General features: G+C 38.2%; 13 protein-coding genes and 1 pseudogene. 11 read left to right on the plus strand and 3 right to left on the minus strand.

All coding sequences use genetic code 11. The annotated features are described in order from the left end of the window. The first annotated feature begins 30 nt into the window (after positions 1-30). From AC4CS8_RS04415 to AC4CS8_RS04435, 5 genes and pseudogenes are all read left to right on the plus strand, one after another. Entirely contained in the window at positions 31-780 is a 750-nt protein-coding gene (locus tag AC4CS8_RS04415; protein ID WP_493893727.1) for a DeoR/GlpR family DNA-binding transcription regulator, read from the plus strand. Continuing rightward, positions 777-1,688: a 1-phosphofructokinase gene (gene pfkB / locus AC4CS8_RS04420; protein ID WP_493893728.1), complete on the plus strand. Its 912-nt coding sequence runs from the start codon at positions 777-779 to the stop codon at positions 1,686-1,688. The genes AC4CS8_RS04415 and pfkB overlap by 4 nt, the downstream gene beginning before the upstream one ends. Continuing rightward, positions 1,685-3,650: pseudogene (locus AC4CS8_RS04425) on the plus strand (PTS fructose transporter subunit IIABC). Before pfkB ends, AC4CS8_RS04425 begins: the two are co-directional and overlap by 4 nt. Positions 3,651-3,758: 108 nt before the next feature. Continuing rightward, positions 3,759-4,172 carry a hypothetical protein gene (locus AC4CS8_RS04430; protein ID WP_493893729.1) on the plus strand — a complete coding sequence of 138 codons (414 nt, stop codon included), beginning with the start codon at positions 3,759-3,761 and terminating at the stop codon, positions 4,170-4,172. A gap of 7 nt (positions 4,173-4,179) precedes the next feature. Next, the gene (locus tag AC4CS8_RS04435) at positions 4,180-6,861 is read left to right on the plus strand and encodes a leucine-rich repeat protein (protein ID WP_493893730.1); all 2,682 of its coding nucleotides are present in this window, start codon (positions 4,180-4,182) and stop codon (positions 6,859-6,861) included. Positions 6,862-7,432: 571 nt separating this feature from the next. Here the strand turns inward: AC4CS8_RS04435 and AC4CS8_RS04440 are convergent. Continuing rightward, a complete protein-coding gene (locus AC4CS8_RS04440) occupies positions 7,433-9,760 on the minus strand; it encodes an N-6 DNA methylase (protein WP_493893731.1) in 2,328 nt (775 codons plus the stop codon). A 291-nt stretch (positions 9,761-10,051) separates the two neighbouring features. Between AC4CS8_RS04440 and AC4CS8_RS04445 the strand changes: the two genes are divergently transcribed. The 4 genes from AC4CS8_RS04445 to AC4CS8_RS04460 are packed head-to-tail and all read left to right on the plus strand — an operon-like array spanning position 10,052 to position 12,245. Further along, positions 10,052-10,969 (plus strand): IS1595 family transposase, encoded by a 918-nt coding sequence (locus tag AC4CS8_RS04445; protein ID WP_493893732.1) that lies wholly within the window; start codon positions 10,052-10,054, stop codon positions 10,967-10,969. Then, positions 10,959-11,417, plus strand: a complete 459-nt coding sequence (locus AC4CS8_RS04450) for a hypothetical protein (RefSeq protein WP_172066362.1) — start codon at positions 10,959-10,961, stop codon at positions 11,415-11,417. The genes AC4CS8_RS04445 and AC4CS8_RS04450 overlap by 11 nt, the downstream gene beginning before the upstream one ends. Further along, positions 11,417-11,704 carry a hypothetical protein gene (locus tag AC4CS8_RS04455; RefSeq protein ID WP_024385310.1) on the plus strand — a complete coding sequence of 96 codons (288 nt, stop codon included), beginning with the start codon at positions 11,417-11,419 and terminating at the stop codon, positions 11,702-11,704. The genes AC4CS8_RS04450 and AC4CS8_RS04455 overlap by 1 nt, the downstream gene beginning before the upstream one ends. Beyond that, positions 11,697-12,245, plus strand: coding sequence for a DUF6036 family nucleotidyltransferase (locus AC4CS8_RS04460; protein ID WP_493893733.1), 549 nt, complete (start codon positions 11,697-11,699; stop codon positions 12,243-12,245). Before AC4CS8_RS04455 ends, AC4CS8_RS04460 begins: the two co-directional genes overlap by 8 nt. A 468-nt stretch (positions 12,246-12,713) precedes the next feature. Here AC4CS8_RS04460 and metF read toward each other — a convergent pair whose 3' ends face one another. Then, positions 12,714-13,574: a methylenetetrahydrofolate reductase [NAD(P)H] gene (gene metF / locus AC4CS8_RS04465; RefSeq protein WP_493893734.1), complete on the minus strand. Its 861-nt coding sequence runs from the start codon at positions 13,572-13,574 to the stop codon at positions 12,714-12,716. A gap of 3 nt (positions 13,575-13,577) precedes the next feature. Next, positions 13,578-15,827: a 5-methyltetrahydropteroyltriglutamate--homocysteine S-methyltransferase gene (metE, locus tag AC4CS8_RS04470; protein ID WP_493893735.1), complete on the minus strand. Its 2,250-nt coding sequence runs from the start codon at positions 15,825-15,827 to the stop codon at positions 13,578-13,580. 494 nt (positions 15,828-16,321) lie between these two features. Here metE and AC4CS8_RS04475 point away from each other — a divergent pair, with 494 nt between their 5' ends. Both AC4CS8_RS04475 and AC4CS8_RS04480 read left to right on the plus strand, forming a co-directional pair. After that, the gene (locus AC4CS8_RS04475) at positions 16,322-16,696 is read left to right on the plus strand and encodes a DUF1149 family protein (RefSeq protein WP_493893736.1); all 375 of its coding nucleotides are present in this window, start codon (positions 16,322-16,324) and stop codon (positions 16,694-16,696) included. A 1-nt stretch (position 16,697) separates the two neighbouring features. After that, complete coding sequence (locus tag AC4CS8_RS04480; RefSeq protein WP_493893737.1) at positions 16,698-17,549, plus strand: DegV family protein; 852 nt, start codon at positions 16,698-16,700, stop codon at positions 17,547-17,549. The last annotated feature ends 8 nt before the right edge of the window (positions 17,550-17,557 follow it).

Raw genomic sequence — 17,557 nt, forward strand, 5'->3', positions numbered from 1 at the left:
TAATATTTTTGTAAACGATTGCAGGAGGTGTTGGACATTCTCAAATCAGAACGCAAACAAGTTATATTGGAACGCATACAGGCTCAGCAATTCGTCCGCTTGGAAGAATTAGTTGACATTCTAGAAACATCAGAATCCACTGTTCGTAGGGATTTGGATGAATTAGAAAACGAAGGAAAACTTCGTCGTGTGCATGGTGGTGCAGAAGCACCAGTCAATTTGCAACTGGAAGAGTCCATTCTAGAAAAATCTGTCAAAAACGTTCAAGAAAAACGCATGATTGCTGAAAGAGCTACACAGTTGATTTTGGACGGCGATGTGATTTTCTTAGATGCAGGAACAACAACAGGGATCTTGATTGATTATCTTCAACAGGAAAACCTGACAGTCGTGACCGACTCCATTCACCACGCTGTGAAGCTGGTTGAACGCAAAATCAAAACCATTATTATTGGTGGTTTTGTTAAGCAGTCAACGGATGCTTCCATTGGTGCGGTGGCTTTGGAACAAATTCGTCAGCTCAATTTTGATAAAGCATTTCTGGGAATGAATGGTATTGATAAAAATTACTTGACAACCCCAGATATTGAGGAAGCGACCATTAAACGAACCATCATAGAAAATGCCAAAGAAAGCTATGTTCTAGTAGATGCTTCGAAAATTGGTCAGGTCTCTTTTGCCAAAGTTGCTGCTATCGAAAAGACCAACATTATCTGTCAATCTTCGGAGAGCAGTTTGTTGGATATTATAAAGGAGAAAACGAGGGTAATCGAGGTATGATTTATACAGTTACGCTCAACCCAGCCATTGACTACATCGTTCGCTTAGATCATGTTGAAACAGGTAGTGTCAATCGTATGGAGAGCGATGATAAGTATGCTGGCGGTAAGGGGATTAACGTCAGTCGTATTTTGAAGCGTTTAGGTTATTCAAATACAGCGACTGGTTTCCTTGGTGGTTTTACCGGGCAGTTCATCAAAGATGGATTGGTTGCTGAAGGTATCGCTGCTGATTTCGTTCAGGTTGATCAAGATACACGTATCAATGTGAAAATCAAAGCGGACCAGGAAACAGAAATCAATGGTTTAGGGCCGATTGTAACGGACTTGCAGTTGGCGGAACTAGAAACGATTTTAGCTGGCTTGACCAAAGATGATACAGTTGTCTTTGCTGGCTCTGCACCAGCTAGCCTTGGAAATGAGGTCTATAATAGATTGATTCCAGTGGTGAAAAAAGCTGGAGCAGCAGTAGTCTGTGACTTTGAAGGTCAAACGCTTCTAGATTCACTAGCTCATCAGCCACTTTTAGTTAAACCAAACACTCATGAACTTGAAGCAATCTTCAAGGTTAAATTGAATGGCATTTCAGACATCGAGACCTACGCTAAGAAAATCTTAGACATGGGAGCTCAGAATGTTATCATTTCTATGGCAGGGGATGGAGCCTTGTTGGTAACTCCAACAGCTACTTACTTTGCGAAACCAATCAAGGGAACAGTGAAAAATTCTGTTGGAGCTGGAGATTCCATGGTGGCAGGTTTTACTGGCGAATACGTTCGCTCACAAGACCCAATCGAAGCTCTTAAATGGGGCGTTGCTTGCGGTACGGCAACAGCCTTTTCAGATGATTTGGCAAGTATCGAATTTATTAAGGAAACTTATGAAAAAGTTGAGGTAGAAACACTATGAAAATTCAAGACGTTTTAAGAAAAGATGTCATGTTGCTTGATTTGCAAGCAACAAGCAAAGAAGCAGTTATTGACGAAATGATTGCTAGCTTGGTTGATAAAGGTTATGTAACTGATTTTGAAGTCTTCAAAACAGGTATTCTTAACCGTGAAGCAACCGTGAAGCGCAAACAACAACAGGTCTTGGCGACGGTATCGCAATGCCACACGCTAAGAATGCAGCTGTAAAAGAAGCAACAGTTCTTTTTGCAAAATCTAACAAAGGTGTTGATTACGAGAGTCTTGATGGTCAACCAACTGATTTGTTCTTCATGATTGCTGCTCCAGAAGGTGCTAACGATACACACTTGGCTGCACTTGCTGAATTGTCAAAATACTTGATGAAACCAGGTTTTGCTGACAGACTTCGTGCCGTAACAAATCCAGAAGAAGTGATTGCAGTCTTTGATACCGCTGAAGCAGCAGATAAGGCAGCTGAAGAAGTAGTTGTAACTCCAAGTGGCGATCGTCCATTTATCGTTGCAGTAACAGCATGTACAACAGGTATTGCTCACACTTATATGGCAGAAGAAGCTCTTAAGAAGCAGGCTGCTGAAATGGGTGTTGACATCAAGGTTGAAACAAACGGCGCTTCAGGTGTTGGAAACAAACTAACCGCTGAAGATATCGAGAATGCAGCAGGTGTTATCATCGCAGCAGATAAGGCTGTTGAAATGCCACGTTTCAATGGTAAACCATTGGTATCTCGTCCAGTAGCAGCAGGTATCAAACAAGCAGAAGAATTGATTAACATTGTCTTGGATGGTAAAGCAGCTACCTACACAGCGACAGAAGGAGCAGCTACAGTGGAATCTGCAGAAAAATTGAGTCTTGGTAAAGCCTTCTACAAACACTTGATGAGCGGTGTTTCTCAAATGTTGCCGTTTGTTATCGGTGGTGGTATCTTGATTGCCTTAGCTTTCCTATTTGATGGAGCTTTGGGCGTACCGAGCGATAGCCTTGGTAACTTAGGTTCATACCATGAAATTGCTGCCATGTTCATGAAGATTGGTGGAGCAGCGTTTGGCTTCATGTTGCCACTTCTTGCTGGTTATATTGCTTACTCAATCGCTGAAAAACCAGGTTTGGTTGCAGGTTTCGTAGCTGGTGCGATTGCTAAAGAAGGTTTGGCATTTGGTCAAATTCCTTATGCAGCTGGTGGTGAAGAAACTCTTGCCCTCGCTGGTGTATCGTCTGGTTTCTTGGGTGCCCTTGTAGGCGGTTTCCTTGCCGGTGGTGTGGTTCTTGTTCTTCGTAACGTATTACGGAACATGCCAAAATCATTGCAAGGTTTGAATGCTATCTTGCTCTTGCCTCTTTTGGGAACAGCTATCACAGGTTTCTTGATGTTCTTCGTTAACATCCCAATGGCAGCTATCAACACTGGTATGAACAACTTCCTTGCTGGTCTTGAAGGTAGCTCTGCGGTTCTCCTCGGACTTGTCCTCGGCGGTATGATGGCTGTGGATATGGGTGGTCCAGTCAACAAAGCAGCTTATGTCTTCGGTACTGGTACCCTTGCAGCAACTGTTGCAGACGGTGGTTCTGTTGCCATGGCAGCAGTTATGGCTGGTGGTATGGTTCCACCATTGGCAGTATTCGTTGCAACACTTCTTTACAAAAATAAATTCACTCAAGAAGAGCGTAACTCTGGTTTGACAAACATCGTTATGGGTCTTTCATTCATCACTGAAGGTGCCATTCCATTTGGAGCTGCTGACCCAGCTCGTGCAATTCCAAGCTTCATCGCTGGATCTGCACTTGCAGGTGCCTTGGTAGGTTTGTCAGGTAACAATTGATGGCACCACACGGAGGTATCTTCGTTATCGCATTAACATCTAACCCATTGCTTTACATCCTTTATGTATTGATCGGTGCGGTTGTATCAGGTGTTCTCTACGGAGCTCTTCGTAAAGCTAAATAATCTTTAAAACCTTGTCTTCGGGCAAGGTTTTTCGTATCTATACAAAATGAAAACGTTTACTTTGCGAGGTATTTTTTGATATGATAGTAAGCAAAGGAGGGGCTGAATATGGGAAAGAAGTTTAAATTATTCACTATTTTAGGGTTTCTAGTTTTGCTATCATTATTCCTTGGATACAATGTAAAAGCAGATACAGGCATATATCGGTTATATCACTCTGGACTACAGGTTCACTTATTTACGACGGATAGTAACGAGTATAAAGTACTTGGAACGAGAGGTTGGAAACAAGAAGGTATAGCGTGGAGTACATCAGATGATAGTGGAGATAATGTTTATAGATTGTACCACCCAGGTTTAAAAGTCCATTTGTATACCAAAGATACAAACGAGTATAAGGTTCTTGCTGGGAGAGGCTGGCGCCAAGAAGGTGTCGCTTATCGATCATATGGAAGCTTACCGATTTATCGACTCTATCATGCGGGAATAAAAAAAAAAACACCTCTATACAAAAGATGCTAACGAATATATGATATTGGCACAGCGTGGCTGGAAACAAGAAGGAATAGCCTTTTATGGTTTATCCTCCGAGGATAAAACTACACATGCAGACCCTGGTAATAAAGAGATACTCGTTTCGGGTTATGCTATGAATTCAAGTGATAAACTGATTTCAAATGAGACACTTACCTTAGAACAAGCTGGGAAAACAGTTGAAACAGTTTCCGTTTCTTCAGAGGGTTACCTCTATTTCCACATAGAAAAAAATAAAATCTATACGCTAAAAGGAAGTCATTTTTCGGTAGAAATAACTGCTAAAGCAGAAAATGATATTCAGATAACGAATCGAATAGGGAAATTGAATCTAGGTCGTCAATCAAGTTCTGCAGATGGAAGTGTCATGCTTCAACCATCTACAGCTGAACTGACAGAGGTTACAACTTATCAGGTCAATGAAGCTAAAAATCAAGTTACTCTTCCTCTTAATAGTGAACTTCAAACAGGAGATGACATTATCTTGCCCCCTTCAAAAGAATATCCGAATGGCTATGCTTTTGAAGTAGTCTCAGCAACAAGTAACAATGGTCAAACAACGATTCAGACAAAAGAGACAAGTTTTGATCAGCTAGTCAGACAAGCCGGTGTTGAGAAAAAGCAGGAACTGAGCATGGAGGAATTTATTCCGGCACCTGGAGTTCAAGTTGTCTCATCAAATAATAATGGAGAATCAGTACAACAAGAAAATACAGCAGCTGCACGAACAGGCATAATCAATATTAAGGTAAGTAAAGATGAACTATCAGCGGAGTTAAGTTTTTCAGGTGAAATAAAAGCTGGATTGGAATATAGTATTTTTGAGTTGCAAAAAACGAAAATCTATATATCTCCAAGTTTATCAAGTAAAATAAAACTCACCTATACACCAAAAATTAACAAAACGAAGACAGTTGTACCTTTAGGAACCATTCCAATTAGTTTATACAATACTTTGAGAGTAAATGCTCAGGTGAATGCCGTTATTACCTCAGAGGGGAAAGTTGAGCTTGCCGTTTCTACTGAATATAAAATTTCTGGTGAGATTGGATTAAAAGAAATGCAACCCTATTCAACTGTAACCAATACTCTTACGACCAGTTTAGAGTTGACACTAAGTGGAGAAGAAGCTTCAGGATTGTCACTTGATTTTAAGCCTGGTATTGCTCAGATTGATTTAGCTACCTTTGATATTGGAAGTTATGTAGGAGTTGAAGGAGAGGTTTCTGCTAAGTTTGTGAGTAAAAATTTTAGTAAACCAACTGTTGAATGGCTAACAGGGAAAGCTACACTTTTTTCAAAGTTAACAGCTGGATATGAAGTTGAAATTAGCATCGGAAATTTTAAAGCTATTGACTTAGAGGGTCGTTTTACGGATAAAAAATTAATGGAGTTTGAGTTATCTAGTTCATCAGATGATTCTGGAAGTATTACAACGACACAGGATACTACGGATTCTAGCACCAGCACACAACCAGGAAGTGAGCAAGTCGAAGTTAGTACGCAGCAACAAACAGTCAGTCAAGGAGCAACCGTTGATCCAATAAACAGCATTGCAAATCAGGATAAACTCCCTTCCGGTATGCTCTATTCCTGGAAAGAAACTCCTGACACTTCTAAACCAGGAACCCTGCAGCCAATTTTGATTGCTACCTATCCAGACGGTAGTAAGAAAGAATACTCTGTAACCATTATTGTGACGGAAGTAGATGATATTGCGATACCAAACCAAGAATCGGATTTTGTTTGGGAGTCTACTAGTGGTGGAGTGGCTATCAAGGAATACCACGGCAGGAGAAAGAACGTTCACATCCCAGCTTCTCTGGGAGGTCAACCTGTCGTCGAAATTTCTGACAAGGCGTTTTTTGATAATGAATATTTTGTCCTTAATCAAGAACCAGGTTTAGTTACGGTTGAGGGATATACTTTTTTAGAAAACCTAGTTATACCGTCAACAGTTCGGACAATTGGTGAATATGCCTTTTTTGGAAATTGGTTGACCAATGTTGTTATTCCAGATTCGGTCGTTAGTATTGGGATTAACGCATTTTCTAATAATCAGCTAACTTCAGTTAGCCTTCCGTCCTCTATGACCAGTATTGAAGGTGGTGTATTCTCTCACAATCAACTAACTTCAGTTTCTATTCCAAACTCAGTCATTAGTATTGGAAATGGTGCGTTTTCTTACAATCAGCTAACTTCAATTAATCTTCCAAATACGGTTGTTAATATAGAAGATTTAGCATTTTCTAGTAATCAACTAACTTCAGTTAGCCTTCCGAATTCACTTTCTTATATAGGAATTAATGCCTTCCGTCATAATAAGCTGACCACAATCACTATTCCAAATTCAGTCACTAGTATCAGAGAAGGTGCATTTTGTGATAATCAGCTAACTTCAGTCAGTATTCCAAATTCAATCACTACTATTGAAAGAGAGGTGTTTTCATCTAACTTATTAACAGATATTGTTATTCCCAATTCAGTCAAGTATATTGCAACAGATGCATTTTTAAATAATAAATTGACCTCCATCACTATCCCGTCATCAGTCATCAGTATCGGAGAGCAGGCATTTGCAAACAACCAACTGAGCTCAGTCACCCTTCCATCCTCTGTTACTAATCTCGACTCAGATGCTTTCGATCCTTCTGTGACTATTTCCTGTCTTCCTTGATAGGTGTTGGTATAGTTGGGGAGCATAAGATGAGGAATCACTCTGTTCTAAAAGACAAGGTATCAATATAAACAAAAAATGCATGTAACCTAGACAGTTGCATGCATTTTTCGTACGTACAAGCTAGTCTACAAAGTAACAATTAGCGGCTGGGCAAGAAGCCCAGAGCCACTTATCATAGTTCGTGTCAACATCTCAGCGCAGTGGTTGATTGGCAGATTCGTTCGCGTTTCACACTTCGAATCTGACCTATACGGCTGTTGCGAACTACATTCGCTTCATTTCCAACCTCAAACTGTCTCCCAGACAGTTTGAGCTATGCGGGGTGGGAGGTCAAACAGTCAGAGTAGTGACTGTTTGAGTGTGGAAATAAAATAAACGAAGTTTGTATTAAAATAGTCCAGTGGACTATTTTAGCCCGAACCTACATGTTTGGAAGTGAGGGGAACTTTTTTCATTTGTCGAGTTCTTTCCCACTCCCTGCTTACCTATAAAAATATAGGGAACTATATACCAGTTTACACCAACCACAAGATATGGAAAAATGCGACCTCATAAAAGTCGCATTTTTTTATAAATTATTGCCATGTGGAAGTGTTTTTATGTATTTTTCCATAAATTCCCAATCTGGTTCAATTTTACCTTTTGAGACAGATTTGGCAGGTAATTTTATCATAATCTTTGTTAGGTTTGTTTTGTATTTTCTTCCAAAAGAATAGCGGTATCTTTCTTTATCTAAAACAGTGACAATAAAAATTGCATTGTATTTGTTTAGTTTTTTATTTCGTCCAACAGATAATGTAGTAGAACCAATGAAGTCATGGTCTATATAGTTTGTATAACCAACTGAACCTTGTCCATCACATATAAAAACAATACAGTTCCCTTTTGTAGTTAAATCAGGTGCCTCTTTGCACCATTGCATAAAACCACCATCTAATTTTTTAGCTCCGATGTATTCAATATCTGTTCCTTCTTCTAACAATTCAGTGGCGTTTTTACATTTGCAACTTTCTAAATCAAAAAGTCCGTCTTTTCCTGCTAACTTGAAATATTCCCAATTAGATGTATCTATATCAATCGAGTTAGCTGTCAAAGAACTATCTTGGTGTCGCAAAGAGTATGCTCGGTAATCATTAACAGATTTTTGAAAATCTAGGCTATGTGTATCAGAATAATCGGTTTCCATATATGCTTCTGCAAGCCACTCATCTGTTTCGTTGACTTGCTTAACAACTGATTTCCCAATTCTATCTGTTCTATTCCAAAATAGTTCTAGCCACTCATTCTCAATTTCTTTCCATATCCCTTTACCTGACTGGTCTGTTTTTTCAACTCTTCCTAGATTTTTCTTTTTGACAAAACCATCATCTTTGTAATATCCAAAAAAAGTTTCCTTGATATTAGATTTAGAATGTCTAACACCTAAATTAAACACCATACAGCAAGCAGAAGCGTTAGCACCGGGGTGGAATACATCTGGTGGCAAGGAAAAAACCGCTTCTAGCGTATGCTTTTTCAACATTTCTTTTTTGTAGTGTCTTATTTCCTTTTCTTTTGGACTGCCGATTGCACATTGCATAGGCAGCAATACAACTAATTTTCCTGTTTTTACCTTCTCTGCTATTTCATAAACAAAATGAAAACCTTTCGATGGGTCTGTCTTAGTTTTTGCAGACCATTTAGCAACATATTCCTTTTTGCAATGTTTACGTTGAGCATTATATGGTGGGTTCATTAGAACAACATTTACACCTTTATCAACATAATTTTCCTCTTCAAAGCAACTGCCTTTTACTATATTTGAATTTCCATCTCCATGTATTAACATATTTGTAGTCGAAAGTCCAAATGCTGTATCCTCAAATTCAATTCCATAAATTTGTTTTCTTTTTACATTTTCTTTTTCCTCTTCAGTATCACAATCATCGAGTGCTTCTGTCATTGCCCTTACTAAAAAAGCACCACTTCCGCAACAAGGGTCTAGCACAACAGAATTTCTATTTACACCAGCGATTTTACACATAAAATGCACAATATGGTCAGGAGTAAATGCTTGATTTTTATCCGCTTTTCCAACGTACTTATTGAAAGTTGTAAAGAAAAGATTTAATAAATCTTGACCTGCTGTGTTCTTATCGTTTATGTATGGCAATATTTTTGATTTAATTTCCCTTAAAATAACTGCAAATTCCTCTTTTGGAAGTTCTCTTATATCTTGAGAGTCAAGTACGTTGCTTTTTAAGATAGTTAGTTTGGTGGCTTTATTTAAGTCTTTTTCCAGTAAATTGGTTAGGATAATCTCAATACCAGAAATAATTTGCTTAGTTTCTAAACCTTCGAAAGTGAGATGATATTTCAAAGATAATAAGCAAGTGCCTACGAATTGACTTCGTATTTTTTCATTCACTCCATATTTGTGCAATAATTCATTCAAAGCATATGTGTTTTGTACCAATTTTAGTCGATTATTTTTAGTGCCAAAAAACAAGTCGAAGTAATACTCTAAATTTTGAATAACACGTTCGTTTGAATTAGCATTATCAACATCAATTACACCGCTATTGTCAGTCCATATGAGGAAATCATCGTTTTTAGTGTTGGCTAGTATAGCAACTACTTTATTATTTGTAAGTTCTTTTTCGTAATTGACATAGGCTTCTAACTGTTCAAAATCGTTATCGGTATATGAAGCCTTTGTCTCCACAAGTATAGACAACCCTCCGTTTTCAAATCGGATGTCTATATCTTTATATTTCCTCTTATAGTATTCCTTTTGATATTCAGTAATATCCTTGCCGATTTCTTTGAGAGCTTTTTGGTAGCTAAATTCCTCGTTTTCAATGTTTGAAGTAAGGTAATCTTTTCCGATGGTTTCGATAATGTCCATACGTTTCATCATGCCACCTCACTTCCCAAGACAACATAAAAAACTTTCCCACAAAAATGTGAAAAAGCCTGTTTTAGGGCTTGACAAAAAACACGTCCGGTTACATAATCAGTGCGAGTTGCGAGTTGCGAGTTGCGAGTTGCGAGTTGCGAGTTGCGACCATAATACTCAATTTCCTTTACTTTTTGATAGTTCTATTATATCAAAATTTTGGAATCTTGTATAGTAGAAGTTTACATTTTCGTTGACATATATTCTTGTTTTCGATATAATATAATCAAGAAATAAGGAGTACCAGTTATGAAGTTTGAATTTAAGTCACTATTTGATTTACAATCTGCTTTTCCTGACGAACAGTCATGTATAGACCATTTAGAAAATATGATTTGGGGCGATGTGATTGTCAGCCCTTTTGATGCTACTTCAAAAGTCTATAAATGCAAGGGAAATAAATATCGTTGTAAAAATACTGGCAAATATTTCAATGTCAAAACTGGCACTCTTTTTGATAATACTAAGATTGAACTTCGTAAATGGTTCATGGCGATTTGGCTTGTAACTTCTCACAAAAAAGGGATTTCTTCTGTGCAACTATCAAAAGATATTGGTGTTACTCAAAAAACAGCATGGTTTATGTTGGAGCGTATTCGCAAATGCTTTGGTACTGAAAACGGCAATAGTCTTGATGATGTCGTAGAAGTCGATGAAACCTATATTGGCGGTAAAAACAAGAACCGTCATAACTCTAAGAAAATCAAAAATGCTCAAGGGCGTTCATTGAAAGATAAATCTGCTGTAGTAGGTATGGTGCAACGTCAAGGTAAAGTCAATGCTCATCATGTGCCAGATACTAAAACAAAAACATTAACCGAGCAAATCGTTAAATATGTAAAAGAGACTGCTCAACTTTACACAGACGAATGGCTAGGTTATAATAAAGTGGCTAAGATGTATCAACATGATTTTGTAAATCACGGTGCTCGTGAATATGTTCAAGGTGATGTTTATACCAACACGATTGAAGGATTTTGGGCTGGTTTGAAACGTGGAGTATTAGGAATTTATCACTCATGGTCTAAGAAATATCTTCAAGACTATATAGATGAATTTGTTTTCCGTTATAACACTCGTGATTATTCGGATAGTCAGCGTTTTAATCTCTTACTTTCAAATGCCTGTGTCCGTACTAAATATAGGGAGCTGATTTATGGCTACTAATACACTAAATGATTTACATTTTGAATTGGAAAGGTCTATTTCTCGAAGAGTTGATAGTAAACTAATTGGGTATCAGGTTAGTCTTTCTGATAAATTTTATGACAAGTATACAAAATTCTGGAATAAGAAGTACAGTTTTGATTTTGTTACTAACCATCGTTCTTTTTACGCTCAACTAACAAAGACTTGTGTCTACGATGCGTTGAAAGAAAGCCTCAAAAAAGTAGATAGAAAAGCAATCGCTAAACACATGGCAGAGCTGGAAGCCTTGATTGATGTCGCAGAGAATAAAGAGGAGTTCCAAAACTTTTTTGAGAAAAAGTATCGTCTCAAATTCCCTGATTTGAATGACTGCGTTTATCCAAAGGAAAAAGAACTATCTGATTTTGATAAGAAACTTTGGATAGCCATGCACTATAACCCTAGAGAAAATAAGGGGGAACAGTAATGACAACTTGGTATGATTACATGGTAAGAGCCAGCGAACACGCTGGAAGTGATGGTGATTTATGGTTTCGCTATCTCTATAAGGTTATTCAAGATGATGGTACAAAGTTAACCACCGATGATGTTAAACAGTTGTTAAAAAATCCTACCCTGACACCTTTTCAAAAGACCACCCTTCAAGATGCCTTAACAGATGGTACACATACAAGGGAACACGTCTTACAAGCCAATCGTAAGAGCCAACCAAAAGATATTCTGAAGCTGTTTAGAGAGGGGAATTATGGATAAGAAAGTTTTATTTGAAGCTCTCAACACAGAATTATCCAAGGAAAATATAGACCTTGAAATCATTTGTGTTGGTGGTTTTGTCCTTGAGTATTATAATCTTCGAGGAACACAGGATGTCGATGCTTTTTATCAAGAAGATGCTAAAATCAGAAGTATTATTGCAAAAGTTGGTGATGATTTTGGTGTGAATGAACCTGATGAATTATGGCTGAACAACAATGTTGCAAATTTGAATAAAATACCGCCACGGTCTATTTGTGAGAAGGCATTTAACTATTCAAATCTAACGATTCTTGTACCACCACTATCTTACATTCTCGGAATGAAGCTAGAAAGTGGACGAGATAGGGATAGACAAGATGCTGGGGAAATTATTAAACTAGTGAAAATTCGTTCTATAAAAGAGGTTATCAATAAACTCAAAGAATACGGATTTCAACCTGATATTTCAATGGTTTTAGAAGTGTTTGAAATAGCCTATGGTATGGAATGGTTGGCAGAGTATATGACCGAACATCCAGAAGAATTTAGATATTATTAAAAGACGTTTTCCAAAAGGAAGTCGTCTTTTTTGATATTCACACCAATACTATATCTTGTGGTTGGTGTAAACTGGTATATAGTTCCCAAAATATAAATACTTATTCCGAATTATTAGCACCGAGAAAGGTTACTAGAATTGATGCAGTATTTTAAATACAAAATAGTATCGCTTTGTTTAAATTAGGGAGGAAATTTTTATACTCTTTCTTCTTTTCGTATAAAACTCAATTAAAAAAATATTGTGGCGCTTACAGCAAAAAAAAAAAAACCTAAAATAAATATTTTTAGCAATATGATTTTAGGTGTTTTTCTATTTGTAGATTTGTTGTCCGCTGTCTTCAATCTAAAGGAATTTTTGGATGGTATAATGCACAAAGCTTACTAATTCGTTCCTGTCCTAACTTTTATTGTCAGTATGTGATAGAATATCCAGAGGTATTCATTAAACTTTTGTTCTAAGGAGTAGCTAACTAAAATGTTTAAATAGCGAATGAGTTGCTTGATGAATGGTGCGGGCCGTTTCGGCATTGTTCATGGTATAAAGATGAACGCCTGCGACATCGTTGGTTACCAAATCGACAATCTGATCAACGGCATAGGCTAAACCCGCTGCACGAAGAGATTCAGGGTTGTGTTCATATTTTTCTAAAATGGCTTTAAACTTACGAGGGAGGCGAATATTCTCACAGGTTTTTAAGAAGCGAAGTGCCTGATTCCTGTTGATAATCGGCATAATACCTGCGATAATAGGTACTTCAATGTCTGCGAGAGAACATTTCTCTTTAAAATCATAGAAAGCTTCATTATCGAAAAAGAGTTGAGTTACTAGAGTTGAGCAACCTGCATCAACTTTCTTTTTTAGATTCTTGATATCAGATACAGAATTTGGTGATTCGGGGTGTACCTCGGGATAGCAAGCTCCAATAATGTCGAAGTGTGGTACTTCCTCCCTGATAAAAGAAATCAAGTCTGTTGCGTAACGGAAGTCGCCTTTTGGAGCGGTGCCATCAATAATATCGCCTCTAAGAGCTAAAACCTGATGGACACCGATTTCATCCAAAGAATGAAGAACGGATTTAGCTTTTTCTTTGGCCAGATAAGCTGCTGGTAGATGAGCAATCGTTGGAATGTGTAACTCATTGCGGACATGGTTAGCTAATTTGACAGTTGTTTCTTCTACATTCAGGTTATTATTGCTACAGGTAACACTGATAAAATGAGGGGCCAAACCTTGCATCTCATCAAGAGTTTGGAGTATCTTTTCATTGCCTACTTCTGGTTTTGGAGGAAAAATTTCAAATGAGAGACTTGGGGTTTGACCAATCATAAATTAGAGTTCCTTTCTGGCTGCCTTAGCTGCTTGAGTCAAGTGGATAAGGCTTGCTTTTGTTTCAGATTCGCCACGAGTTTTCAGACCGCAGTCTGGGTTAATCCAAACTTTTTCTTTCGGTACTTTAGCAAGGATGGCTTGAATTGTGTGCGCAATTTCATCAACTGCAGGTACACGTGGAGAGTGGATATCGTAGACACCAGGGCCTACCTGGGTTTGGAAGTTCTTAGCCTTGAGTTCATCTAGGATAACGAGGTTTGAACGGCTAGCTTCGAAAGAGATGACATCTGCATCCATATTGTCGATGGCAGGAATGATGTCTGTAAATTCGCTATAACACATGTGAGTGTGGATTTGAGTGTCTGGTGCGACAGTTGAGTGTACCAAACGGAAAGCTGGGATTGCCCAATCAAGATATTCGCTGTACCAATCGCTGCGACGGAGTGGTAATTTTTCGCGAAGGGCTGCTTCGTCGATTTGGATAATCTTGATACCAGCAGCTTCAAGGTCAAGAACTTCTTCCTTGATAGCAAGAGCGATCTGGAGAGTTGATTCTTTGATAGAGATATCTTCACGTGGGAATGACCAGTTGAGGATGGTTACAGGACCTGTCAACATACCTTTAACTGGCTTGTTTGTCCGGCTTTGAGCATAGCTAGACCACTTGACAGTAATAGGGTTTAAGCGTGTAACATCACCCCAGATGATTGGTGGTTTAACCCCACGCATACCGTAAGATTGTACCCAACCGTTTTTACTGAAGAGGTAACCAGACAAGTTTTCACCGAAGTATTCTACCATGTCGTTGCGCTCAAATTCACCGTGAACCAAGACGTCAAAGTCAACTTCTTCCTGCCATGCAATCCACTCGTCTGTTTGTGCTTTGACAAAGGTATCGTATTCTTCTTCTGAAATATTTCCTTTACGGAAAGCCAAGCGTGTGCTACGGATTTCTTTAGTTTGAGGGAATGAACCGATAGTAGTTGTTGGAAGAAGTGGCAAGTTCAATTTCTCCCGTTGAATAGCTTCACGCTCTGCGAAAACTGGAAGACGAGTGTAATCAGCATCTGTCAATCCTGCAAGGCGGTCAGCAAGAGTAGCATCACGACCAACACGCTCAAGGGCAAAGAGTTCCTTGTTGGCTGTAAGAGCAGCATCACCTTGACCATTACGGATAGCATCTAAATCACGAATTTCGCTCAATTTTTCAACCGCGAAAGCAAAGTGATTGAGAATAGCTGGCTCAAATTCTTCATTAGCAGTTGTAAATGGTACATGAAGAAGCGAACATGAAGTTGTTAAAACGACATTTTCAGCTGGAATAGCTTCTAAAATAGCTAGGCTCTTTTCATAGTTGTTGCGCCAGATATTCTTACCATTGACGATACCCGCGTAGAGAGTTTTGTCAGCAGGGAAGCCTGTTGCGACAAGCGCTGCTGTTTCTTTACCTTCTACAAAGTCAAGACCAATAGCATCAACAGGCAGGGTAGTCAACTCTGTGTAAATGTCACGAACATCGCCGAAGTAAGTTTGAATGAGAACTTGCAAGCCTTTTTTGTCTGCCAAGAGTGTTTGGTAGATATCTAGGAACAGAGCTTTTTCTTCTGCTGTTAAATCTTTTACCAAGCTAGGCTCGTCCAACTGGATTTTTTCAGCACCAAGTTCTGCCAATTTTTCAAAGACTTGTCCATAAGCTGCTACCAGGTTCCCAGCAACATCAGTAGCCGTCAAACCTTCTTCAAAATCAGTCAATTGTAGGAGGGTGAAAGGACCAATCAAAACTGGGCGAGTAGTGATACCTAAGTCTTTTGCTTCTTGGAATTCGTCGAATATCTTGTGACCTGCTAGTTTGATTTCAGTATCTTTTTCAATAGCAGGAACGATGTAGTGGTAATTGGTGTTGAACCATTTTTTCATGGGTCTAGCACGAACATCTCCCTTTTCACCTTGATAGCCACGTGCCAATGCAAAGTATTTTTCAAGGTCAGTCAATTCAAGCTCTTGAACTGCTTTTGGCACAATGTTGAAAAGTACAGCCGCATCCAACACATTGTCATAGTGTGAGAAGTCGTTACTTGGAATTTCAGTAATGCCAGCTTCTTTGACAATATTCCAGTGCTTAGCACGCAAGTCTTTAGCTGTTGCCAAGAGCTCTTCTTGTGGAATTTCATTTCTAAAGTATTTTTCAGTGATAAATTTTAATTCACGGTGTTCTCCGATACGTGGGAAGCCAATAATAGTTGTTGTCATAGGATTTCCTCCAAAAATATTCTACCTCTTTATCCTATCAAATTCATTTCAGTCTGTATAATTGAAAATAAATAAGGAAGTGTATAGTTTAAAACTATACCTCCCTTTTTTTGAATGCCCCGTTTATAGTTAAGTCATCTTTCATCTGTAGAATTTGGAAAAATAATTATTAATTAGCCTAGCTTTATATCTAGTTTTCCTTGATCAGTCCAGCTCAAAAGTTAGATTTTTATGTCTAACTTTTTGGGTGTTATTCATTTACAGAATCATTCTTTTTTCTTTGTAAACTTATTTATAGTAGTGTTGAATTAAGTAAGAAGAATAGTAATAGAAAGTTGGTTAAAATTGGAAGGTTGGTTAATGATTGATACTCAAAACACCAGAGTGCATATGTGAGAATAAGATATGCGCTTAATACAGAGGCTAGCAAGGTTTTTTCGCATTTCTACAAAAATATGGTATAATAAACCTATTATCATTTTGAGGAGAGAAAAATGGAAATTATTCGTGATAAAGAATTTGTCAATCAATTTCATTTTGACGCTCGTAATTTAGAGTGGGAAAAAGAAAATGGTGAACCTAAGACACATATGAAAGTTGATTTTCAATTACTAGAAAAAAATAACGAGAAAAATCAAACTCATTTGGTCACCATTTTACGCTTTATGGTTGTCATGGAAAGCCATGTTATCTCTGGAGCGGTTAGTCAAGGAGTTAAGCTGTTGGATCGCATCCTCAATGAACCTAGTGAATTTTCTGAGAACGAGAGAAGGGAATTAGTAGCTCCTCTTTTTGATATTGTCAAAAGGTTGACCTATGAAGTTACAGAAATAGCATTTGACGCACCAGGAGTGAATTTGGAGTTCTAAAATGAAACTAGCAGTTATTACAGATTCATCAGCTGTTTTGGAAGTAAAAACTATAGAACGAGGTGACTTGTTTGTATTGAGTATTCCAGTCAGTATTGATGGAGAAAACTATATTGAAGGTCAAAATTTGACAGTTGAGGAATTTTATCAAAAAATGTCTTCATCAAAAGAATTGCCCAAAACCAGCCAACCAAGTTTGATGGAATTGGAAGAAATTCTTGGAAGCTTGAAAGAGAATGGTTATACACATGCTTTAGGGTTGTTCTTATCTTCAGGTATTTCGGGCTTTTACCAAAACATCCAATACCTATCAGATGAATTTGAGGGCTTGACTGTTGCCTTTCCTGATACAAAAATCACCTCAGCACCCTTAGGGATGATGGTAGAAAACGTCTTAAAATGGGCTGATGCAGGGCTTAGTTTTGAAGAAATCACAGACAAATTAAACCAAGAGATTGGTAAAACGACAGCTTTTATCATGGTTGATGACCTCAATCATCTAGTAAAAGGAGGTCGCTTGTCTAATGGTGCGGCCTTATTGGGCAATCTTTTGAGTATCAAGCCAATTCTTTACTTTACAGGAGAAGGAAAGATTGAGGTTTATGAAAAAGTTCGTACGGAGAAAAAGGCTATTAAGCGTTTACTAGAAATTCTTCAGGAACAGACCAAAGAAGGGCAGTACCAGATTGCTATCATCCACGCCAATGCACCAGAAAAAGCTACAAACTTTAAGCAACAGTTGGAAGAAGCAGGAGTGGGGAGCGATTTACCAATCGTGTCATTTGGTTCAGTTATCGGTACGCACTTGGGAGAAGGGGCTGTGGCCTTTGGTATTTCTCCCATCATTGAATAGGAGTTTGC

This window comes from Streptococcus sp. NSSLK0004 (assembly GCF_059039125.1).